The organism is Rhizobium sp. AAP116, from assembly GCF_001295785.1.
In the GTDB taxonomy this organism is placed as follows: Bacteria; Pseudomonadota; Alphaproteobacteria; order Rhizobiales; family Rhizobiaceae; genus Allorhizobium.
Map to the genome: position 1 here is coordinate 1 of NZ_LJIB01000006.1, position 23,424 is coordinate 23,424.

Here is a 23,424-nt window from a genome sequence, read left to right on the forward strand (position 1 = left end):
GGGGTGATGCGGCGGGTGGGGTTCCCCCTCACCCTGCCCTCTCCCCGCTGGGGAGAGGAGAATGTCAGCGCGTGCCGCTTGTCTCTTCTCCCCAGCGGGGAGAAGGTGCCGGCAGGCGGATGAGGGGGCGTCAGCTGCCGAGGGAACGGATGACCGGATAAAGCGCCCGGTAGCGGCCATAGGCTGTATCGTAAGCAGAGCTAAGCGCCTTGACTGGCTCAATCGTCTCCGCCGTCTCGGGCGCCGTGCAGACCGAAAGCGGATCCGCCCCCGTCGCCGCAATCAGCCCGAGCCGTGCCGCCCCGAATGCAGCACCGAAATCACCGTCGGCGGGAATGTCGACCGGCATATCAAGCGCGGTGGCGATCGATGACAGCCAGTAGCGCGAGCGCGAACCGCCGCCGATGGCGGTGACCCGGCTGATCGAGGTCCCAGCAGACTTCAGCGCCTCGAGGCTGTCGCGGATGGCGAAGGTCACGCCTTCCAGCACCGCCTGGGTCAGCACGACCCGATCACTCTCATGGCCGAGACCGATAAAGGCGCCACGGATCTTCGCGTCATTGTGTGGCGTGCGTTCGCCCGAGAGATAGGGAAGGAAAGTAGCCCCGGTGGGCGCCTTCAGCGCATCGCCCAGTTCGGCGGTCAGCTCGCCAGCCGACTTGCCGGTCACGCCGGAATGCCAGTTGAGCGCGTCGGTGGCCGACAGGATGACGCCCATCTGGTGCCAGGTCCTGGGCAGCGCGTGGCAAAACGCATGCACGGCACTTTCCGGCTTCGGCAGATAGGAGGCGTTTGCCGCGAAGAGCACGCCTGACGTGCCGAGCGAGACAAAGGCCTGACCTTCGGCGACCGTGCCCATGCCGCAGGCCGAGGCGGCATTATCCCCTGCCCCGCCGGCAACAACAACATCGGAGCTAAGGCCCCATTTTTCGGCGAGTTCGGCGCGCAGGGTGCCGGCGCGATCCGTGCCCTCGACGAGGCCGGGCATCTGGTCGACGGTCAGCCCGGTGGCTTCCAGCAACTCGCTCGACCAGGCACGCTTGCCGGTATCGAGCCAGCTGGTGCCGGCCGAATCCGACATGTCGGAGAGATACTCGCCCGTCAGCCAGAGCCGCAGGTAATCCTTCGGCAACAACACCTTCGCCACCAGGGCAAAGATGTCGGGTTCATTGTTCTTCACCCAGGCAAGCTTCGGCGCGGTGAAGCCCGGAAAGACGATATTGCCGGTCAGCGCCCGAAAGCGCGGATCGGCGTCAAGGCTCGCGGCTTCCGCGTGGCTGCGTGTGTCATTCCAGAGAATGCAGGGCCGGAGCACCTGGTCCTTGGCGTCGATGAGCGTCGCGCCATGCATATGGCCGGAAAGTCCGATGCCCTTGACCGCTGCAAGTTCCTTGGGATGCGACGCCTTCAGCGCCGCAACCGCCTCCTCCGTCGCCTGGAGCCAGTCGCCGGGCGCCTGTTCCGACCAGCCCGGATGCGGCCGCTGCACGGTGAGACCGGCATGGCCGACACCGACAACCTTCTGCTCACCGTCGATCAGCATCGCCTTGACGCTGGATGTGCCGAGATCCAATCCGAGATACATGGGTGTCCTCCATTCCTCTGCCTTCAGGGCAGATTGTCCTTCAAGAATATGTCGATACGAATGCGCTCCTGGGCGGCGACGACAGGCAACCCGTCGGCCTTGGCCTTCAAGACACGAATGGCACTGCGCACCTCGTGGCCGGCATCCTGATTGAGCACGGCATCGATGAGGCCCGCTTGGAGCGCCCCGCGCGTCGTCTCCGTCAGCTCATGGGCAATCACGACCGGACGGCGCTCAGGCGACAGACGGTCCAACGCCCGGACGAGACCGCGATTGCCGGCCCCCAGGCTGTAGAGTGCAACGATGTCGCTGCGGCTTGCAAAAAGGTCGGCGACCAACTGCTCGACGACATCGGGATCGTCCCGACCTTCGAGCACCGGCTGCAAGGCAAGCGTGGGAAAGTCCGCAGCCATCACGGCGGCGAAGGCATCGCAGCGCTCACGATGGTCGCGCACCAGCATGGAGCCCGCGAGCACCGCGACTATACCACTGCGACCACCGGCAAACCGTCCAAGCAGGCTCGCAGCCGTCCGCCCGGCAGCTGTATTGTCGATCCCGGCATAATGATCTCGCTCTGCGCCCGAGAGATCCGAGACCAGGGTGACAAGCGGAATGCCACTCTCTGAAATCTCGGCCGCAGCCGCGGCAACCTCGGGAGCATCGACAGCGACGAAGGCAATGCCCGCCGGCTCTTCCATTGCCGCCTGCCTGAGAGCGGCAGCAAGCGCTGCGGCATCGAAAGCCGGCACGTCGACCAACCGGATCGAGATGCGCTCGACGCCGGCACGTGCGCTTGCCTCTTCGAGTGCAAGCCTCAAGCCCCGCATGAAGGAATTGTCGTTCGAGGGAATGATGAATGTCAGCGGATAGACACGCCCCTTGGCAAGGTTCGCCGCCGCCACGTCGCGGACGAAGCCGAGCTCGCTGACAGCCTGATCCACCTTCTCCCGGGTCCGCGCGCTCACCCCCGGCCGACGGTTCAAAACCCGATCGACGGTGGCAAGGCTGACGCCCGCACGGCTCGCAATGTCATGGACAGTCGGCTTCATTCTCTCCTCCGGCGCCTGTCCTACACCGACGAATGAGGTACGTAAATCAGAATTTGACGTACGTACCTCTTCCGCTCGAAAAAAAGAGACCGCCTCAACATGTGAGGCGGTCTGAGCCTTGGAGATCAAGGGAGAGCCTGAACCCGCAAGCTTACCCGGGCATGGTGGTGTCAATGGCCAGCGCCAGCGGGTGCCGCACCCTTCGGCTTCTTGAGAAGCAGCACCATGAAGACCAGCGCAACAAAGAGCACCGTCAGCCCCATGAACACATCCATGAAGGAGAGAAGCCAGGCCTGCTGCGTCACCACACCCGACAGTTTCTTGATCGCCACCGCCGTGCCATCAAGGCCATAACTGTCATAGTTGGCGCCGACACTGGCGAGCCAGTCTAGAGCCGCCTGATTGCCCCAGGAAAGCTGCTCGGAAAGCCGCGCATAATGGTCGTCGGATCTCTGCGTCAGCATGGTGTTGATGATAGCAAGCCCGACCGCACCGCCGAGGTTTCGAGTCAGATTGAAAAGGCCGGAAGCGTTCTTGATGCGGTCCGGCGGCAGCGTGCCGAGCGCCAGGTTGTTGATCGGCACCATGCAGATCATCAGCGAGCAACCACGCAGGATCTGAGGCACCAGGAGTTCGTAGAAGTCCCAGTCTGCCGTAATCCCGGTCATCATGTAGGTACCAAGCGCGAAGCCGGAAAAACCGATCATCATCATCACGCGCGGATCGAGCTTGTTCGACAGTGCGCCCGCCACCGGCGCGGTGAGGAACATCGCGGCACCCGAGACGAACATGGTCTCGCCGATCATCAGCGAGTCGTAACCTCTGATACGCCCGAGATAGAGGGGGTAGAGATAGGTAAGACCATAGAGGCCGACACCCATGACGAAGGAAAACAGCGAGCCGAAGGCGAAGTTGGCATTGGAGAAGGCGCGCAGGTCCACGACCGGCAACTCGACCTTGAAGACGCGCCAGAAGAAGATCGCCCCGCCGATCACCATAGCGACGGTGCCGAGCACGATATGGTGGTCGTTGAACCAGTCCTTGTTGTTGCCCTCCTCCAGCACGAATTCCATCGTGCCGAGGAAGACCGCCATCGAGGCCAGTCCCCACCAGTCGAACTTCTTCAGAAGCTTGAGATCAGGCTTGTCGAAATCGATCAGGCTCCAGGCTGCAGCAGCGACCAGGATCCCCGGGATCACATTGATCAGGAACAGCCAGTGCCACGACATGGCATGGCTGATGTAACCGCCGATCGTCGGGCCGATCGTCGGCGCGAGTGTGGCGACAAGACCGACCATCGGCGAGACGATGTTGCGCTTGGACGGCGGGAAGATGGTGAACGCAGCCGCGAAGACGGACGGGATCATGCCACCGCCGATGAAGCCCTGGATCGCGCGGTAGACGATCATCTGCTCGATATTGGTGGCCGTGGCGCAGAGAGCACTGGCGAGCGTGAAGCCCGCCGCACAAAAGGTGAAGAGCACACGGGTCGAAACGATCCGGGCCAGCACGCCGGACAGCGGGATCATGATCACTTCGGCGATCAGATAGGAGGTCTGCACCCAGGCAACCTCGTCGGATCCGGCCCCGAGACCGGCCTGGATTTCGGCAAGCGAGGCCGAAACGATCTGGATGTCGAGGATCGACATGAACATGCCGAACACCATCGCCAGGAAGGCGAAGACGCGTTTCGGATCCATCCGCTCCTCGGCAGGTGCCGAGGGCGCGATGGCTGTTGAGGTGATTGCGGCCATGACACGGCCCTTTCGATAACGTCAGCCGGTGGTGTTACTTCGCGGCAAGCGCCTGGCCCTCGGGGGCCGTGCGGGTGTCGACGTCGACGATAACGCTGAGGCCGGCACGCAGATGGCCGCCGGCAAGCGCTTCCTTGGGCAGCGCAATGCGGACAGGCACGCGCTGGACAACCTTGGTGAAGTTGCCGGTGGCGTTTTCCGCCGGCAGCATGGAGAAGATGGCGCCGGAGGCCGGAGCGATCGAGGTGACCGTACCTTCGAGCGCATCGTCGCCATAGGCATCGACATGGATTGAGACCTTGGAACCCGGCACCAGATGCGCGATCTGGGTTTCCTTGAAGTTCGCCTCGATATAGAGCTCGCTGGTCGGCACCAGGGCCGCCAGACGTTTGCCGGACGAGACGAGATCTCCTGATTGAACCGAGAGATTGCCGATCACGCCATCATAGGGCGCCTTGAGCACGGTAAAGTCGAGGTCACGCCTGGCTTTCGCCACCACCTGATCCTGCACCTTCACGGCGTTCACCGCCTCATCGCGCTGCGCCTTGAGGATCGAAAGATTGGCTTCGGCCGAAGCGACTGCGGCCTGACCGGCCACCAGATTGGCGCGGGCCTGGTCGAGCGCCACCTTGGCATTGTCGAGATCGGCGGTGGTGCCGATACTCTTGGCAGCAAGCTCGCTCGCGCGCTTTTCCGTGATTTCGGCGCCCCGAACCGCAGCCTCCAGAGAGCCGAGCTGCGCCTGAGCCTGCACGACGCTCGCTTGGCCACCAACGATCTGCGCATCGATGCGGGCGATCGCAAGCTCGGAGCTCTGCTTGCCGGCAACAGCCTGATCATAGGCGATCTGGTAGTCGCCGCCATCGAGGGTCACAAGCGGATCGCCGGCACGGACGACCTGGTTGCTGGCGACGTTGACCTTCTCGACGTATCCGGAAACCTTAGGTGAGATGATTGCAATGTCACCTTCGATATACGCGTCGTCGGTCGACACCATGAAGCGACCATCGGTCCACCATTGATAGCCGTACCAGGCACCGCCTGCGAGCAGTGCAGCAAGGATAATCGGCAGCACAGGGCTGCGGCGTTTCGGCTTGGAGGCCGCCGCTTCTTGCGGCGGATGGGGGTCCCCTGCATCCATCTCCGTCAGGGGCGCAGCCTCATTCCGGTCGACTGGAGTGGAAGTGGAACGAAGGGCGGTGGATCTTGGCGTCGCTGACATGATATGGACCGGGGATTGGTGAACTCTCTCGAACTGAACCGTTCGGTTCGATTGACATAGAGCCTTTTTTGTCCCATATCAAGAGGCAGAAACGGGCCTTGGAGACGAGGCCGCGCAACGCAGTTAATTTTTTGTCGGTCAGGAAATGTCGAAACAAGAGCAGGAAATCGCCATGACGCCGCCCTCCTACCCCGTCGCCGGGGTGGGTCGCTTCGCTGCGGGCGCTGATCCGGTCAAGCGGGGACAGATCCTGGATGGGGCCAAGCGGGTCTTCATGAAGCTCGGCTACGATGCCGCAAGCATGAATGACGTCACCCGCGAGGCAGGCGTGTCGAAAGGCACCATCTACGTCTATTTCCAGAGCAAGGAGGATCTGTTCGGCGCTCTGGTCGAGCGTGAGAAGAGCGCCTTTGATGCCGCTATCCGACAGATCCTCGAAGAAAGCACCCATGTCGAGGAAGGCCTGCGGCGCTACGCGCTCGCCCACGCGCATTTCATTCTCGACACGGAGATGATCCCGACGATGCGTATCCTGATGGGTGTGCTCGACCGGATGCCGACGCTCTGTCAGCGCTTTTTTGCTTCGTCGCCCACCAATATCAAGGTGCTGCTGCAGGACTATATTGCTGCGGCCAACGAAAAGGGCGAACTCTCGGTCGAAGACAGCGATCTGGCAGCACGCCAATTCATCGACATGTCAACGGCAGGCTATTTCAAGAAGCGCCTGTTCAACGACATCCCCGTGCGACCCGACGACAAGGAGATCGCACGCGTGGTGGAATCCGGCCTTCGTATGTTCATGAACTTCTACGGCCCGAAAAGCCCCGAGTCCCAGGGCTGATCTGCGACGGAACTTTTTTCCGCGCACGGACTTTAATTCGCTGCTTGCCACTGCTCGGGATATGGCTCATTTCCTGGGCTCCCTCGTCCGCTTGATCAGCACGGAAGCCACTCATGGACAATATCAGCGCTCTCCTCCAGGACCCCGCCGCCTGGGTCGCACTCGTGACGCTCGTCGTCATGGAGATCGTGCTCGGCATCGACAACCTCATCTTCATCTCGATCCTGACCAACAAGCTGCCCGCCGAGATGCGCGAAAAGGCGCGCCGTATCGGCATTGGGCTTGCTCTTGTCATGCGTCTCGCCCTGCTCGGCACGGTCGCCTGGATCGTCCAGTTGACCACGCCCGTCTTCGAGCTCTTTGGCCAAGGCTTCTCTTGGAAGGACATGATCCTGATCGCCGGCGGCCTCTTTCTTGTCTGGAAGGCGACGAAAGAAATCCACCACGCCGTCGACCCCGTCGACAAGGAAGAGGACTTCATCGCCTCCACCGCATCCACGACCTTCACGAGCGCCATTGGCCAGATCTTGCTGCTCGACCTCGTCTTCTCGATCGACAGCATTATTACAGCCGTCGGCATGACACCGCATGTCCCGATCATGGTCGTCGCCGTGGTTGCGGCCGTGACCGTCATGCTGGTTGCCGCGACCCCGCTTGCCAACTTCATCGAGAAGAACCCGACCATCGTCATGCTGGCACTGGCATTCCTGATGATGATCGGCATGACCTTGATCGCCGAGGGCATGGGCTTCCATGTGCCCAAGGGTTATGTCTATGCTGCCATGGCTTTCTCGGCACTCGTCGAGGTGCTCAACATGTTTGCACGACGCAAGCGCGAGCGGGATCGCCTGCAGAAAGCCGTCGTGCACTGACTGGCAGCGGCAACCGAACGCTCGAACAGAAATGGCCCGTCCTGACGATGGGCCATTTTGCTGTCGAACGTTAAGTGCGGGAACCGGTCGGCCCTTGCCAGACTTCAAGCAAGCTCCTACGCCTTCCAGATCACGCCAGCATCGTGCCGGAGCGCCATGACCTACGAGCAGATCCTCGCCTTTGGCATCATCGCCATCATGATGGCGGCCTTCCTGTGGGAAAAATTCCGCTACGACGTGATCGCCTGCTGCGCCCTCGTGGCCGCCGTCGCCGTCGGGCTGGTGCCGGCAGGCGAGGCTTTCTCCGGCTTTTCGGATGATCTCGTCATCATCGTCGGCAGCGCTCTCGTGGTCAGCGCCGGCGTCGCGCGGTCGGGCGTCGTGGACCTCGCCATCAAGCGCTTCTTTCCTGCCCTGACCTCCCTGCACGGCCAGATGCTGCTCCTGCTGGTGACGGTAACGGTCCTGTCCGCCTTCATCAAGAACATCGGCGCACTGGCGATCATGATGCCCGTCGCCTTCCAGTTCGCCCGCCGGTCCAATGTCCCGCCATCGGTCTTTCTGATGCCGATGGCCTTTTCGGCCTTGCTTGGCGGGCTCATGACACAGATCGGCACCTCGCCGAACATCGCGGTCTCGCGGCTACGCGAGGAGTTGACCGGCCAGTCTTTCACCATGTTCGACTTCACCCCGGTCGGCGCGACGCTTGCAGCCGCCGGCATCGTCTTCCTGATCTTCTTCTACTGGCTGGTCCCCCGTCGTGAGAACCAGAACCCGTCACTGCAGGAAGCACTGGAAAGTTCGAGCTTTGCCACGGAAGCGATGATCACCCGGCAATCGCCCTTTGCCGGCAAGACCCTGCATCACCTTTTGCAGACCGCGCATGGCGAGGTGACCGCCAGCGCGATCCTGCGCGGACACACGCGCCTCTCGCCATTCCCTGACGTGCTTTTGCATGAAGAGGACACGCTTCTCCTCGAAGGACCATCGGAGGCGCTTGACCGCATTGTGTCCCAGGGCAATCTGAGCCTTTCCGGCAGCACCGAGCGCGATCGCAAGAAGCGTGGCGATATCTCGTCGGTCGAGGCCGTGATCGGTCGAGGCTCACCGCTGATCGGCCAGACAACCAGCGAGCTGTCTTTGGTCCATACCTATGGCGTCAATCTTCTGGCGGTCAGCCGCCAGGGCAAGCGCATCCGGGAACGTCTCGGCCAGCTGACGCTACGCTCCGGCGACGTGGTACTGCTTCAGGGCCTACGCCAGCAGATGCCCTCCATCCTGACCGAACTCGGCTGCCTGCCGCTCGCCGAACGGGAAATCCTGCTCGGAACGAGCCGTAACATCTTCATCCCCCTCGCAATCCTGGTGGTCGCAATGGGTGCCACCGCGCTTGGCCTTGCCCCTGTCGCGATCGCCTTCTTCGCCGCAGCCCTTGCCATGGTCGCCTTCGGTGTCATTCCGGTCAGCGAGGTCTATCGCGCCGTCGACGGACCGATCCTCGTGATGCTCGCGGCGCTCATACCCGTGGCCGATACCTTGCGCACGTCAGGTGGCAGCGACGTGATCGCCGGCTGGCTGAACGCCGCAGCCGGCGGCATGCCCGTCTGGGGTGCGGTGGCGATGATCCTGCTGACGGCGATGGCCGTTACGCCCTTCCTCAACAATGCCGCGACAGTTCTCGTGATGGCGCCGATTGCCGCAAGCTTTGCCACTGGCCTCGGCTACAAGCCGGAGGCGTTCCTGATGGCAGTTGCCATTGGTGCCGGCTGCGACTTCCTGACCCCCATTGGCCACCAGTGCAACACGCTTGTCATGGGTCCCGGCGGCTATCGCTTTTCGGACTATCCGAGGCTTGGGCTACCCCTCTCCATCCTCATCGTACTGGTCTCGGTGCCAACCCTGCTGATGGTCTGGCCGGTCAGCTGATCCGGCCAGGGCGCGGAAAATTAACACAAAGAAAAACCTGCGTCGGCGGGACGCAGGTTTTCCTTGGGGGCGGGGACTTGGGGAGAGCGCAGGCCGGACGGTTAAGGGGCTCGTCTGCCATTTCGTTGGCCACGGAAAGAAACCGGAAAAACTCCCGTGTTCCCCATATCCCGTCGCGTCCGGTTGGCACGGCCTGCGCTCTGTCATAAGAACGCGGCTTACGCCTTCCGGTTCCGGGCTTGCAGAAAAATTTCGAAATTTCGGCAATGGCCTCTGACGCGCCTGTTTCCGTGGTTTTTCTTGACGCACGGCCATGAATATGGCCTTAAGGCCTCGCGGTGGAACAGGCGGTCCTCTGGGCCCCACCCTGTCCATCGCAGGCCATCATCGGCAGTCTCACAATTTTTCGATCCAGCGCCAAGGCGCCAGGTCCCCCGCACGCACCACGAGCTGAATTTCATGACCACATCAGGCGTCCGCGTCCGCATCGCACCCTCCCCCACCGGCGAACCCCATGTCGGCACCGCGTATATCGCGCTGTTCAACTATCTCTTCGCCAAGAAATTCGGCGGTGAGTTCATCCTGCGCATCGAGGACACCGATGCGACGCGTTCGACAGCCGAATTCGAACAGAAGGTGCTGGACGCGCTGAAATGGACAGGCCTCACCTGGTCGGAAGGTCCTGACGTTGGCGGCCCCTACGGTCCCTATCGCCAGTCCGAGCGCAAGGATCTCTACCGCCCCTATGTTGACAAGATGCTCGACAATGGCGGCGCATTCCATTGCTTCTGCACGCCCGAACGTCTGGAGAGCATGCGCGAAGCCCAGCGCGCCGCCGGCAAGCCGCCGGGTTATGACGGCCACTGCCTGCACCTCAAGGCCGAGGAAGTAACCGCCCGCGTTGCCGCCGGCGAGCCGCATGTCGTGCGCCTGAAGGTGCCGACCGAAGGTTCGTGTGATTTCCACGACGGCGTCTATGGCGACGTCTCGATCCCGTGGGAAAGCGTCGACATGCAGGTGCTGCTCAAGGCCGACGGCATGCCGACCTATCACATGGCAAACGTCGTCGACGACCACATGATGAAGATCACCCACGTCGCGCGCGGCGAAGAGTGGCTGGCATCGGTGCCCAAGCACATCCTGATCTACCGCCATCTCGGCCTTGAGCCGCCGGTCTTCATGCACCTGTCGCTGATGCGCAATCACGACAAGTCGAAGCTGTCGAAGCGCAAGAACCCGACCTCGATTTCCTATTACTCGGCCCTCGGCTATCTGCCGGAAGCGCTGATGAACTTCCTCGGCCTGTTCTTCATCCAGATCGCCGAAGGCGAGGAACTGCTGTCGATGGAAGAGCTGATCGAAAAGTTCGATCCCGACAACCTCTCCAAGGCCGGCGCGATCTTCGACATCCAGAAGCTCGACTGGCTGAACGGCCGCTGGCTGCGCGAGAAGCTGACACCGGAAGACTTTGTTGCCCGCGTGCTCGACTGGTCGATGGAGAATGACCGTCTGGTTGAAGGCCTCAAGCTCGCCCAGAGCCGCGTCACCAAGCTCGGCGAAGTCCCGCCGCTGGCCGGCTTCCTGCTCGCCAACGACGTCGGCGTTTCGCCCGCCTCCTTCGGCGGCTTGAAGACCAGCCCGGCCGAAACGCTCGAAATCGTCACCACCGTTCAGGCGGATCTCGAAAAGATCCTCGAATGGAACGTCGCGACCATCGAGGAAGAGCTGCGCGCGATCTCCGAACGGATGGGCAAGAAGCTCCGCGTCGTCACCCCGCCCCTCTTTGTCGCCGTCTCCGGCAGCCAGCGTTCGCTGCCGCTGTTTGACAGTATGGCGCTGCTCGGCCGCTCGGTCGTGCGCCAGCGGTTGAAGGTTGCGATCCAGGTGCTGACCGCGATGGCAGGTGCGCAGAACTGAGGACTGAGTGCCCCTCATCCGCCTGCCGGCACCTTCTCCCCGCAAGCGGGGAGAAGGAAGCAAACGGCGCCGCAGTCACCCCCTCTCCCCGCCTGCGGGGAGAGGGTAGGGTGAGGGGCAAAGACATACTGCAGAGGCCAGAGGCCGCCACAGGAACCACACCATGACCGAACAGACCACCGAAACCGCCCTCTCCTCCGACCCGACAGAAGTCCGCCGCCAGAAGCTTGCGCTGCTGCGCGACCAGGTCGGCGACGTCTATCCGGCGCATTTCCACCGGACGATGACCAATGCGGAATTCGCCGAGAAATACGCGGGCCTGGAACTGGACGAAACGTCTGAGGACATCATCACGGTGGCCGGCCGCGTCTATTCCTCGCGCAATTCCGGCATGTTCATGGACATCCATGACGCCTCGGGCAAGATCCAGATCTTCTCCCACAAGGACACGACGCCGGAAGAAGCCCGCGCGCTTCTGCCGATGATCGACCTCGGCGACATCATCGGCGTCAAGGGCCAGGTCCGTCGCACCAAGCGCGGCGAGCTGACGATCAACGCCCATGAAATCACCATGCTGACCAAGACGCTCCTCCCCATGCCGGAGAAGTATCACGGTCTCGCCGACATCGAGCTGCGCTACCGCAAGCGCCATCTCGACATCCTCACCAATGAGGAATCCAAGCTGCGCTTCCAGCAGCGCTCGAAGATCGTCTCCGGCATCCGCCGCTTCCTCGAGGGCGAAGGCTTCCTCGAAGTCGAGACGCCGATGCTGCAGACCGTCTATGGCGGCGCAACGGCCGAACCCTTCAAGACCCATCACAACACGCTGAAGATGGACATGTATCTGCGCATTGCGCCGGAACTGTTCCTGAAGCGCACGCTGGTCTCGGGGCTTGCCGACAAGGTGTTCGAGGTCAACCGCAACTTCCGCAACGAAGGTGTATCGACCCGCCACAATCCCGAATTCACCATGATGGAATGCTACTGGGCCTATGCCGATTACGAGGACATGATGGGCCTCGTCGAGCGCATGTTCGAGACGCTTGCGATCGGCATCCACGGCACAACCGACCTCACCTTCGGTGACAAGCAGCTTTCCTTCAAGGGTCCATTCAAGCGCGTGCCGATGCCTGATGCCGTCAAGGAAGCGACCGGCATCGACTTCCTCGCGATGAAGACCGACGAGGAAGCCCGCACCGCCGCCAAGGCTGCCGGTTTTGCCGTTGAGAAGGACTGGACCTGGGGCGAATGCCTCGCCTTCATCTTCGAAGAGAAGGTCGAGGGCACGCTGATCCAGCCGAGCCACGTCACGCATTTCCCGAAGGACATCTCGCCCTTTGCCAAGGAAGTGCCGGGCGAACCGCGCCTCGTCGAGCGTTTTGAAACCTATTGCAACGCCTGGGAAGTCGGCAACGCCTTCTCCGAGTTGAACGATCCGGAAGAGCAGCGCAAGCGCATGGTCGAGCAGCTCGAACAGGCCCATTCGCGCGGCGAAAAGGACAAGCAGCTCGACGACGAGTTCCTGGATGCGATCGACCAGGGCATGCCGCCCGCCGGCGGCCTCGGCATCGGCGTCGACCGCCTGATCATGCTTTTGACCAACGCCCCGTCGATCCGCGACGTCATCCTCTTCCCGGCCCGCCGCAACAAGGCTGACTGATCAGGGCAAGACGGGATTCCATGATCTTTCCTAAGACAGAGAACGCTCGCAGCCGGAAGACTGCGAGCGCGCATGGGCGAGCCTAAACACCTTTAGTCTCGTGTCAGATATCGGTGCCGCGTTGCTGGGCGATTTCCATGGCAAACACACCATTGCCGACGCTCCAGTCCGAATAGTCATTTTCGTGCATGAAGATGAAGATGTCTTTCGGAGAAATCTCGGCCCGCGTTTCCAAATTCTGTGCGATGGCCGCATAGAGCGCGCGCTTCATGGCGTCGCTTCTGCCGCGCCGCATGGTGATTTCGACCACGATGACAGCATCCGAACGAGCAATACCGTTAAAGCCGCGATCACAGAAAAACTCGCCGTCGCGATACTCGCTGACGAGATTGAACAGTTCGTCCTGGGGCATGCCTATAGCCCCGACCAGCGCATCGTGAATGCCCTCGACAATGTGCCGTCTGCGCAGGACATCGGTTCCAAGGGGCAAGGCGGTTCTGATGAAGGGCATAATGCAACCTCTCTGATTTATTGAAGATTACTGCGAATTATCACGCTGATCATGCCGCACATATTGACATTTAGATCCGTTGTTTGTGACTTTCGCTCACATGAAAAACCGAAAGAACCTGCCAGTGGCAGCACTCCGTGCCTTTGAGGCAGCTTCGCGCCATGGTACCCTTACGGAAGCTGCCGAGGAGCTATCCGTGACCCATAGCGCAATAAGTCGGCATGTCAGCCATCTGGAAGCAGCAATCGGAACACAACTGTTTGAAGGCCCACGGAATCGTCCTCGGCTGACGCCCGAAGGCCGGGTTTTCGGTTTTGCGCTAACGGCGGCCTTCGACCAGATTGAAGATGCATTGCGCCTCATCTCCAGGGGCGAAGACAGCATACTGGACGTCGCCTGTCTGAGCACCTTCGCCATCCGCTGGTTGGTGCCACGCCTGCATGACTTCACCGCCAGGCATCCCGGCTACGATGTGCGGCTGGCGACCGATGACCGGGCACCGCGCAATCCGGTAGATGTTGAGATCCTGATCATGGCACCGGGCTCGGTGGTCCAATCTGACTATGCGCTGCTATTCCAGGAACAACTGGGTCTGATCTTCGCGCCGTCGATTGCGACCGGGCCCATACATGACGCCATCGCCTGGGTGAGCGAGTTGCCTCGATTGGAAACGCGGACACGCGTAAATGTCTGGCAGGAATGGGCACGTTTGATCGATGAAAAGTGTGCAGACAGCGCAAGGGCGTCAAGAACTTTCGACCACTATCATCTGACCATCGAGGCTGCCCTGAATGGTCTTGGTGCGGCCATCGCTCCCTGGCATCTTGTCGCCACGGACGTAATCGCGGGCCGACTGTTGGCACCATTTGGCTTCCACCAAAGCGAATACAGCTATTTCATCAAAGTTACACGCAGGGGTCGGCGCAAGACCCAACACTTCGTTGAATGGCTGACCGGAGCCATTGCCGAGTTTCCGCCACCGATGCGCTGAAGGACACGGCATATCGGGTGAGGCATCTGCCAGACATCGCGTTTGTGCGCAGCCTGGCCTAATCGACCCGGCACATGCACTTATCTTCGCCTCCGTGCCATAGCCAAAATCTCACACGGCTCACGGCGCGCCCTTTTCGGCGATGTCGAGAAAAAGCCCCGTCATGATCCGCATGCCCTCTTCGGCAATCGACAAGAGCGCATGCTCGTTCGGTCCATGCTGGCCGCAGTCGGCATGCGCATGCGGGATCCAGATCGTCGGCACACCCAGAACGTCGGTGAAGACATCGTTCGGCAGAGAACCTGCAAGATTGGGCAGGAGATGCGGCGCCTTGCCGGTCGTTGCCGTGATCGACTGTTCGACGAAGCGAACCCAGGGGTGATCCGGCGGGAAGCGCGTCGCCTTGAAGGCTGGCCCCTTGGGGCGGACCTCCACCATCGGAAAGCCTGCGGCATCGAGATGACGCCTGAGCGCCGGCAGGATCTCGTCCATATCGGTGCCGACGACAAATCGCAGCTGACAGGTCGCCCGCGCCGATCCGGAAATGGCATTCTGCGGGGCCGCGATGTTGCCCGCCGAAATCGCGAGAACGGCTAGCGAGTTCCAGCCAAAGACCCGTTCGGATGGCGTGAGATCCGCCTCCCCCCAATCGGCATCATGCCGGCGCGGCGGCAAATCCTTCAAGGCTGCGCGAATATCCGGCGTCAGGCTCGTCGGCCGCCATTCCGGCACCAGGAGCTGGCCGCGCCGATCGACTATGGCGGCGATGGCATGGGTGAGCAGGATCACCGGATCTGCCAGCAGACCACCAAAATTGCCGGAATGATGATCCCCCGGCCTCAAATCCACGACGAGATCGAAGCTTAAGCCGCCGCGCGACCCCATGAACATCGTCGGTGTCTCGACCTGCAGCCTCGGCCCGTCGGAGGCAATCAGCACATCCGCCGACAACAGGTCGCGTTCGCGCTCGAAGAACTCGCGCAAGCCGTAAGACCCGGTCTCCTCCGCCATTTCCAGCACGAGCTTTACGTTGAAGCCGAGGCGCCCCTGCGCCTTGATCACCGTCTCCAGGGCCTTGATGTTGATCAGGTGCTGGATCTTGTTGTCGGCGGTGCCCCGGCCGTAAAGCCGGTCGCCTTCCTGTGTCAGCTGGAAGGGGTGCAAGCCCTCGCGCCAGCGGGACGCCTCGCCGTTGCAGACATCCCCATGACCGTAGATCAGGATGGTCGGCAGGCCTGCATCCTCGATCCGCACGCCGACGAGAAGGGGCGCACCACCGGCCAGGGGATTGTCGAAAATCCGGCAGTCGCATCCGATGCCTTCGAGCATCGGCCTGACATCCTCCGTAAGATAGGTGATGAGATCCTCCGGCAGCCCCTCCGATTGGCTGACCGAAGGGCGCGCGACAAGCGTTGCGAGATCAGCGGCGAGACCGCCACCCGAAGCATAATCGGATGCGTGCTGAATAAGGGTCGTGCGTTCCATCGGTTCCCGGTCGTGTTGCGTGGGACCTCCCGACGCAAGACTACAGGATTCGAGGGCCATGACGACCCGTCAGCGCAGAAATTCAGGATCGCAAAGCCGGCCAGCAAACCTCAGTGATCGGCTTTCGCATGCTCGTCACCTTCGGCCTTGGCCTTGGGCGGCAGGATTGCTTCGTCTTCCGCGGGTGGATGCGCATCAGTCGCAGCACCATGCTCTTCCGGCTTCGTTGCCGGCGCGGCAGCAGCCGCACCCTCTGGTGCAATCGGCTGCGCCCGCATCTTCTCGAGCCAGGCAGCCCCGTGGTCGTCACTCTTGGCACCATCCGAAGCCTCGGCGGGCTTGGCTTCAGCGGCGACATCTGCGACGGGCGCCTCCTCCTGGGAACCGCCAAGCCCAACCATGCTCTTCAGCGATGAGAACCAGCCGTCGCCTTCGGCGGGCGCCTCTTCGGCAACAGACGTGTCACCGGCAGCAGTGTCATGGCCTGCGGCTTGTTCGATTGCACCGTCGTGGCTGCTTTCATCTGCGCTGTGGGCCGCAGCCTCATCGACAACAGCGGGATTCTCTTCTGTATGCGCGATCTGTTCAGCACCATGCTCGGGCGCAGCCGCATGCGCTGCCTCGGCAGTCGGTTCTTCAGCATGCGCAGCAGGATCCGTTGCAGCATGATCGGTCGCCGCGTCTCCATACGCGACAGCAGCCGGTTCCGCATGATCCTCGGCCACCGCCTCGTGTCCCTCGGCCACGGCACCATGACCGTCGGCGGGCGCGGCATGGCCATCCGCCGGTGCGGCATGCCCTTCGGCTGGCGCTTCATCGCCGCCAAGACCGACCATGCCCATCAGCGAGGCCATCCAGCCCTTGCTCTCTTCGGCGCCATGTTCGGCAACCGGCGTTTCCTCGCCATGCTCACCATCAGGCGCATCGCCATGACCTTCGGCATCACCCTTGGCATCCGCCTCGCCATGCCCTTCGGCCGACTTTTCGCCATGGGCATCCTCGGCGCCATGAGCCGGCGCCTTACCGTGACCATCGGCGGCCTTCTCACCATGGCCCTCGGCCTCCGTCACCAGACCTTCCGGCTTGACGCAATCCGTCTGGTCGTTGAGCTTGGCGACGAGCGCCTGAATATCCGCTTCGAGCATGTCGACACGCTCGCCGAAGAACTCGCCATTCGGCGCGGCAAGACCGTCGGCATAACGCGCCGTCAGAACACGCGCTGACATTTCCTCAGGCACGTGGCTCGGATCCGGCACATAGATGATATCAGCCCCGACCGCACGACCGCGCATGCCCGAGCGATCCTTGGGGCCGCTGGTGTCAAGCACGACCACCTGAACCAGGTCGGCCTTCTTCGTTTCCTGCAGGGTCTTCGCCACGCGAAGCGCGGTCTTGACGCGGGCAAGCCCGTCACCGGGTTCATCTGTGGTGATGAATTTGCGCACCCAGAAGCGATCCTTTTTATGGATCTCGACGGTCTTCACCTCGGTGCATTCGAGGCCGTTCAACTCCGCATAGGAGGGCCCGAGCAGCTTGTCGGCACCGATATAGACGGCAGCGGCACCCGTGCCGCCGAGGGTGACGAGAACCCCACCCAAAATCAGCATGAGCTTTCGTGAAAGGTGGATCTTGGGCACCTTCACGCTTGGAACTCCGCCATGACACCGTCCCGACTGTTTACGCAATACTGGACGTGAGCATACGCACCTCTCCTTGCGGAACCTTTAACCCCGGCTTTCCAGTTCCGGCACAGATCACGGAAAGCTTTTTGCAAATGATTTGCAAAAGCGTTGACATCAGCGCGAAGCGCGATAGGTTTTAATGAGAATGACTTGCAAGAACAGGAATGGACCATGGTCTCAAAGCTTGCCTGCCGTCTTTTTGCCCTCGCGCTGATGCTGCCGGGGGTGGCCCTTGCCAACGACAAGCCCAAGGTCGTCACGACCTTCACCGTCATTGCCGATATCGCCCAGAACGTTGCCGGCGACGCGGCGACGGTGGAAAGCATCACCAAGCCCGGCGCAGAAATTCACGGCTATCAGCCGACTCCGCGCGATATCCTGAAGGCCCGCGACGCCGATCTGGTGCTGCGCAACGGCCTGAACCTCGAAGCCTGGTTCGAGAAATTCCTCGCCAATCTCGGGGATGTGCCAACGGTCACCGTCAGCGACGGCATCGAGCCGATCGGCATTGCCGGCGGCGCCTATGACGGCAAACCCAACCCGCATGCCTGGATGTCGCCGGAAAATGCGCTGATCTATGTCGAGAACATCCGCAAGGCCCTGACAGAGATCGACCCGGCCAATGCTGCGATCTACGAGTTCAATGCCCGGACCTATTCGGACAAGATCCGCGCCGAAATCGAGCCGATGAAGGCGGAAATTGCCAAGATACCGGAAAACGAGCGCTTCCTTGTCACCAGCGAAGGCGCCTTCTCCTACCTCGCCCGCGACCTCGGCATGAAAGAACTCTATCTCTGGCCGATCAATGCAGACAGCCAGGGCACACCCCAACAGGTCAAGGCCGTCGTTGACCAGGTGATCGAAAACAAGATCCCCGTCGTATTCTCCGAGAGCACCGTCTCCGACAAGCCGGCCAGCCAAGTCGCAGCCGAAACCGGGGCACGCTATGGCGGCATCCTTTATGTGGATTCCCTGAGTGAGCCCGACGGCCCGGTCCCGACCTATCTGGATCTCCTGAAGGTGACGGTTTCGACCATCGTGAAGGGATTTGCCGGATGATCATGGGATCGGGCACGAGACGCAGCCGCGAAGGCATCTCCGCAGAGGATGTGACGGTGACCTATCGCAACGGCCACACAGCCTTGCGTCATGCGAGCTTCGCCATCCCGCCCGGAACGATCACTGCCCTTGTCGGCGTCAACGGCGCCGGCAAGTCAACGCTTTTCAAGGCCATCATGGGCTTCGTGCCGGTTGCCTCAGGCGAAATCCGCGTGCTCGGCATGAGCGTCAAACAGGCGCTCAAACAAAATCTCGTCGCCTACGTCCCCCAGGCGGAAGAAGTCGACTGGAACTTCCCCGTCCTCGTCGAAGACGTCGTGATGATGGGCCGCTACGGCCACATGAACTTCCTGCGCATCCCCTCGAAACGCGATCACCAACTGGTCGACGAGGCGCTCGCCCGCGTTGGCATGGGCGATTACCGCAAGCGCCAGATCGGCGAGCTCTCCGGCGGCCAGCGCAAACGCGTCTTCCTTGCCCGTGCGCTCGCCCAGGAAGGCCAGGTGATCCTGCTCGACGAACCCTTCACCGGCGTCGACGTCACCACCGAAGAACAGATCATCGGCCTGATGAAGGACCTGCGCGACGAAGGCCGGGTGATGCTGGTCTCGACCCACAATCTCGGCAGCGTGCCCGACTTCTGCGACCGCACGATTTTCGTCAAGGGCACCGTCATCGCGTCGGGCAAGACCGAAGACACTTTCACTGAAGAGAACCTCAAGACCGCCTTTGGCGGCGCGCTGCGCCACTTCGTATTGGCCGGCCGCGATCTGCATGACGATGATGACGGCCGCGAGGTCACCGTCATCACCGACGACGAACGTCCTTTCGTTATTTATGGCACGCCGAAACCGGGAGCCGCCGATGCTCGCGACCCTGGTTGAGCCCTTCACCTACGACTACATGCGCAACGCCATTCTGGTGTCTGCGCTTGTGGGCGGCGTCTGCGGATTTCTGTCCGCCTATCTGATGCTCAAAGGCTGGTCGCTGATCGGCGACGCGCTCTCCCATGCCATCGTGCCGGGCGTTGCCGGCGCCTATATGCTGGGTCTGCCTTTTGCGTTCGGAGCTTTCATGTCGGGCGGACTGGCGGCGATGGCCATCCTCTTCCTCAACCAGCGCACCAAGCTGAAGGAAGACGCGATCATCGGCCTGATCTTCACATCCTTCTTCGGCCTTGGCCTGTTCATGGTCTCGATCTCGCCCGTCTCGATCGACATCAAGACCATCGTGCTCGGCAATATCCTCGCGATCACGCCGGCCGACACGCTGCAGCTCGTGCTGATCGGCGGCGTCAGCCTCATCGTGCTGACGCTGAAGTGGAAGGACCTGATGGTCACCTTCTTCGACGAGAACCACGCCCGCTCCATCGGTCTCAAACCCGAACGCCTCAAGGTGATGTTCTTCACTTTGCTGGCCGCCTCCACGGTCGCCGCCATGCAGACCGTCGGCGCCTTCCTCGTCATCGCCATGGTCGTCACGCCAGGTGCCACCGCCTATCTGCTCACAGACCGCTTCCAGCGGCTGATACTCATGGCGCTCGGCATCGGTGCCGGCACGAGCTTTATTGGCGCCTATGCGAGCTATTTTCTCGATGGCGCGACCGGCGGCATCATCGTCGTCCTGCAGACCATCATCTTCCTGGCAGCCTTCCTCTTCGCCCCGAAGCACGGCTTGCTCGCTGCCCGCAGCCGCGCGCGCGAAGCGCTGGAGCCCATGCCTCCCGCATCGACGGCAGAGCCTCACCGCTTAGCCGAGGAGCGGACCGCATGAGCGAAATCCTCGAACTGGCCATCCTCCCTTTCCAGCTGCCCTTCATGCAGACGGCTTTCTTGGTCACGCTGATGATTGCCATTCCGATGGCGCTTCTCTCCTGCCTGCTGGTGCTCAAGGGCTGGTCACTGATGGGCGACGCCGTCTCCCATGCCGTGCTGCCGGGTGTTGTCATCGCCTATATCGCCGGTATTCCGCTGGCGATCGGCGCCTTTGTCGCCGGTCTCGTCTGCGCGCTTCTCACCGGCTTCATCAAGGAGAACAGCCGCATCAAGGAAGACACGGTGCTCGGCATCGTCTTTTCCGGCATGTTCGGCCTCGGCCTCGTGCTCTATGTCAAGGTCCAGAGCTCCGTGCACCTCGACCATATCCTCTTCGGCGACATGCTGGGCCTGCTGACCTCCGACCTCATAGAAACCGGCCTGATCGCCCTCTTCGCCACGGCGTTCCTCGTCGTCTTGCGCAAGGATCTTCTGGCCCATGCCTTCGATCCGCAGCACGCACGCGCCATCGGCCTCTCGGTCCGCCTGCTGCATTACGGCCAGCTCGCCGTGCTCTCGCTGGTCGTCGTCGGCGCCTTGAAGGCTGTTGGCATCATCCTGTCGGTCGCCATGCTCGTCGCTCCAGGCGCCATCGCCTTCCTGCTCACGAAGCGTTATGCAACGATGCTGGTGACGGCTGTGATCGTCGCGGTCTCGTCCTCGCTGGCGGGCATCTATCTGAGCTTCTTCATCGACAGCGCACCCGCCCCGACGATCGTCCTGATCATGAGCGGCATCTTCATGCTCGCCTTCTTCCGCACGCTCTGGCAGGCCCGCAGCGTCAACCGCATCGCCGCAGCAGAAGACATCTGATCACCCTGCCACTTGGCATGGATCAAGTCCGCAAGGGCAAGTGCGGGCTAGGGTCAGACCATCAACGCGAGGATGGACACCCATGTCGACGATGAATCTGCTTCAGAAACCCACCCGCCACCTCTTCTTCACCGGCAAGGGTGGCGTCGGCAAGACCTCGCTCAGTTGCGCGACCGCCATTGCGCTCGCCGATCAGGGACTGAAGATCCTGCTTGTGAGCACCGACCCCGCCTCCAATCTCGACGAGATGCTGGGCGTGACCCTTGGCAGCGATCCGACACCGGTGCCGGGAGTGTCAGGCCTGTCCGCGATGAACATTGATCCTGAAGCCGCGGCCGAAGACTACCGTTTGCGCGTACTCAGCCAGATGGGACCTGAAGCCACCGACAAGGATCGCGCCACCGTGCGCGAACAGCTCTCCGGCGCCTGCACCACCGAGATTGCTGCCTTTGACGAGTTTGTCGGCCTGCTCGCCGATGACAACCCGCTGTTTGACCACATCATCTTCGACACGGCGCCGACCGGCCACACCCTGCGACTTCTCAGCCTGCCCAAGGCCTGGACAGGCTTTCTCGAAGCCAACGAACGCGGCGCCTCCTGCCTTGGCCCCCATTCCGGGCTGAAGATGCAGGAAGACCGGTTCCGCACGGCACTCGAATGCCTCGGCGATCCCGCGCGAACCACGATCGTGCTGGTCACCCGCGCCGAGCGCGGCGCAATCCGCGAAGCTGCCCGCACCGCTGGGGAGCTCTCTGAACTCGGCCTCTCCAACCAGATGCTCGCCGTCAACGGGTGCTTCATCCCGTCAGACCCGAACGACCCTGTGGCCTCAGCCTTTGCGGCAGAGCAGGCAAAGGCGCTCGCCGAGCTGCCGCCTGCCCTCTCCTTACTGCCCCGCGACGAAGTCGCCCTCAAAGCCTTCGACATGGTGGGGCTCACCGCCCTGCGCGGGCTGCTGTCAGAAACTGCCATCAGCCCTGCGGTTGATCCCACCAACGACGCTTTCGAAAGCCTGGACCTTCCCCGCCTTTCGACGCTGGTCGACGAAATCGCGGCAAGCGGCAAGGGCCTTGTCATGGTCATGGGCAAGGGCGGTGTGGGCAAGACCACCGTTGCCGCAGCCGTCGCCGTCGGGCTCGCCGCCCGCGGCCATACGGTCCATCTCACCACGACAGACCCGGCAGCACACCTGTCCTTCGTCGTCGGTGCCGCCGCCATGCCAGGCCTGACGGTCGATCGCATCGACCCAGAGGCAGAGACGGCCCGTTACATCGACAAGATCATGTCGACCAAGGGCCGGGATCTCGATGACGCCGGCCAGGCCTTGCTGCGCGAGGATCTCGCCTCGCCCTGCACGGAGGAAGTCGCCGTCTTCCACGCCTTCTCCCGCGTCGTCGGCGAAGCGCGCTCTAACTTCGTGGTCATCGACACGGCCCCGACAGGCCACACGCTGCTGCTGCTCGATGCAACAGGCGCCTATCACCGCCAGATGACACGCCACATGGACGACAATGCTCCCGGGCGCATGGTGACCCCGCTGATGCGCCTGCAGGACCCCGCCTTTACGCGCGTCCTGCTCGTCACGCTGCCGGAGACGACACCGGTCTCGGAAGCATCAGCCCTGCAGGACGACCTGCGTCGCGCAGGCATCGCGCCCTATGGCTGGGTGGTCAACAAGTCGATGGCAATCACAGGCACCCGCGACCCGCTCCTGCGCGCCCGCATCCGGGGCGAGAAGGCGCAGATCGAAAGGGTGAAGCGCGATTGCGCAAGCCGTGTCTATGGCCTGGACTTCCGCCCGATCGCACCGGTGGGGTTGGAAGAACTGAAAGAGATCGCTGAGGAGGAATAAGACCTCCCCAGCACATCATACCCGTGCCTCTTCCTCGGCGCGCTTGGCACGGCGCGACACCACCCATTCCCGCCAGACCGTGAAGAGGCCGGCGCCGACAACGATCACGGCGCCGACCACCGTGTTCCAGCGCAGCACTTCGCCAAACACAGTGACCGCAATCATAGCACCCAGCACAAGCTGCCAATAGGAGATCGGCTGGACGATCACGGCATCGAGGTTTTCATAGGCCTTGATCAGCGAAAGATGCCCGATGATGCCGGTACAGCAGAGGGCGAGCATCAGCCCCCATCCCAAAGGCGTGAACGGCGTCCAGAAGAAAGGACCGAGCAGGTTCGAGCCGATGAACCCGACGATCGCCAGATAGAAGAAACTCGTCGACGGCTGGGGG

The 23,424-nt window shown here is 62.1% G+C and carries 19 protein-coding genes; 11 read left to right on the plus strand and 8 right to left on the minus strand.

Going from position 1 to position 23,424, the window contains the following annotated elements:
- Positions 1-130 precede the first annotated feature (130 nt).
- The 4 genes from xylB to IP85_RS05325 all read right to left on the minus strand — a co-directional run bounded on the left by xylB (position 131) and on the right by IP85_RS05325 (position 5,610).
- Positions 131-1,585: a xylulokinase gene (xylB, locus tag IP85_RS05310; protein WP_054148646.1), complete on the minus strand. Its 1,455-nt coding sequence runs from the start codon at positions 1,583-1,585 to the stop codon at positions 131-133.
- A 23-nt stretch (positions 1,586-1,608) separates the two neighbouring features.
- Complete coding sequence (locus tag IP85_RS05315; RefSeq protein WP_054148647.1) at positions 1,609-2,634, minus strand: LacI family DNA-binding transcriptional regulator; 1,026 nt, start codon at positions 2,632-2,634, stop codon at positions 1,609-1,611.
- 170 nt (positions 2,635-2,804) lie between these two features.
- Positions 2,805-4,388 carry a DHA2 family efflux MFS transporter permease subunit gene (locus tag IP85_RS05320; RefSeq protein ID WP_054148648.1) on the minus strand — a complete coding sequence of 528 codons (1,584 nt, stop codon included), beginning with the start codon at positions 4,386-4,388 and terminating at the stop codon, positions 2,805-2,807.
- 34 nt (positions 4,389-4,422) lie between these two features.
- Positions 4,423-5,610: an HlyD family secretion protein gene (locus IP85_RS05325; RefSeq protein WP_054148649.1), complete on the minus strand. Its 1,188-nt coding sequence runs from the start codon at positions 5,608-5,610 to the stop codon at positions 4,423-4,425.
- A 172-nt stretch (positions 5,611-5,782) separates the two neighbouring features.
- On the opposite strand from IP85_RS05325, the gene IP85_RS05330 reads away from it, so the two are divergent.
- From IP85_RS05330 to lysS, 5 genes are all read left to right on the plus strand, one after another.
- Complete coding sequence (locus IP85_RS05330) at positions 5,783-6,451, plus strand: TetR/AcrR family transcriptional regulator (protein ID WP_054148650.1); 669 nt, start codon at positions 5,783-5,785, stop codon at positions 6,449-6,451.
- 113 nt (positions 6,452-6,564) lie between these two features.
- Complete coding sequence (locus IP85_RS05335) at positions 6,565-7,323, plus strand: TerC family protein (protein WP_054148651.1); 759 nt, start codon at positions 6,565-6,567, stop codon at positions 7,321-7,323.
- A gap of 156 nt (positions 7,324-7,479) precedes the next feature.
- Complete coding sequence (locus IP85_RS05340; protein WP_054148652.1) at positions 7,480-9,249, plus strand: SLC13 family permease; 1,770 nt, start codon at positions 7,480-7,482, stop codon at positions 9,247-9,249.
- A gap of 459 nt (positions 9,250-9,708) precedes the next feature.
- Positions 9,709-11,166, plus strand: coding sequence for a glutamate--tRNA ligase (gene gltX, locus IP85_RS05345; RefSeq protein ID WP_054148653.1), 1,458 nt, complete (start codon positions 9,709-9,711; stop codon positions 11,164-11,166).
- 163 nt (positions 11,167-11,329) lie between these two features.
- Positions 11,330-12,826 (plus strand): lysine--tRNA ligase, encoded by a 1,497-nt coding sequence (lysS, locus tag IP85_RS05350; protein ID WP_054148654.1) that lies wholly within the window; start codon positions 11,330-11,332, stop codon positions 12,824-12,826.
- A gap of 103 nt (positions 12,827-12,929) precedes the next feature.
- On the opposite strand, the gene IP85_RS05355 is transcribed toward lysS, so the two are convergent.
- A complete protein-coding gene (locus IP85_RS05355) occupies positions 12,930-13,337 on the minus strand; it encodes a tautomerase family protein (RefSeq protein ID WP_054148655.1) in 408 nt (135 codons plus the stop codon).
- A gap of 100 nt (positions 13,338-13,437) precedes the next feature.
- Here IP85_RS05355 and IP85_RS05360 point away from each other — a divergent pair, with 100 nt between their 5' ends.
- On the plus strand, positions 13,438-14,328 hold the full coding sequence (locus IP85_RS05360; RefSeq protein WP_082347594.1) for a LysR substrate-binding domain-containing protein: 891 nt from the start codon (positions 13,438-13,440) through the stop codon (positions 14,326-14,328).
- A 120-nt stretch (positions 14,329-14,448) separates the two neighbouring features.
- Here IP85_RS05360 and IP85_RS05365 read toward each other — a convergent pair whose 3' ends face one another.
- Complete coding sequence (locus tag IP85_RS05365; protein WP_054148657.1) at positions 14,449-15,813, minus strand: M20 family metallopeptidase; 1,365 nt, start codon at positions 15,811-15,813, stop codon at positions 14,449-14,451.
- A gap of 110 nt (positions 15,814-15,923) precedes the next feature.
- Entirely contained in the window at positions 15,924-17,420 is a 1,497-nt protein-coding gene (locus tag IP85_RS21870; protein WP_082347595.1) for a hypothetical protein, read from the minus strand.
- Positions 17,421-17,666: 246 nt separating this feature from the next.
- Between IP85_RS21870 and IP85_RS05375 the strand changes: the two genes are divergently transcribed.
- The 5 genes from IP85_RS05375 (at position 17,667) to arsA (ending at position 23,033) form a co-directional block, all read left to right on the plus strand.
- Positions 17,667-18,554, plus strand: a complete 888-nt coding sequence (locus IP85_RS05375; protein WP_054148658.1) for a metal ABC transporter substrate-binding protein — start codon at positions 17,667-17,669, stop codon at positions 18,552-18,554.
- Between the two features lie 2 nt (positions 18,555-18,556).
- Positions 18,557-19,438: a manganese/iron ABC transporter ATP-binding protein gene (locus tag IP85_RS05380; RefSeq protein WP_054148662.1), complete on the plus strand. Its 882-nt coding sequence runs from the start codon at positions 18,557-18,559 to the stop codon at positions 19,436-19,438.
- The gene (locus tag IP85_RS05385; protein ID WP_054148659.1) at positions 19,419-20,327 is read left to right on the plus strand and encodes a metal ABC transporter permease; all 909 of its coding nucleotides are present in this window, start codon (positions 19,419-19,421) and stop codon (positions 20,325-20,327) included. The genes IP85_RS05380 and IP85_RS05385 overlap by 20 nt, the downstream gene beginning before the upstream one ends.
- Positions 20,324-21,181, plus strand: a complete 858-nt coding sequence (locus tag IP85_RS05390) for a metal ABC transporter permease (RefSeq protein WP_054148660.1) — start codon at positions 20,324-20,326, stop codon at positions 21,179-21,181. Before IP85_RS05385 ends, IP85_RS05390 begins: the two co-directional genes overlap by 4 nt.
- An 82-nt stretch (positions 21,182-21,263) precedes the next feature.
- Complete coding sequence (gene arsA, locus IP85_RS05395; RefSeq protein ID WP_054148661.1) at positions 21,264-23,033, plus strand: arsenical pump-driving ATPase; 1,770 nt, start codon at positions 21,264-21,266, stop codon at positions 23,031-23,033.
- A 15-nt stretch (positions 23,034-23,048) separates the two neighbouring features.
- Here arsA and IP85_RS05400 read toward each other — a convergent pair.
- On the minus strand, positions 23,049-23,424 hold a 376-nt coding region (locus tag IP85_RS05400), incomplete at its 5' end, for an EamA family transporter (protein WP_156322748.1).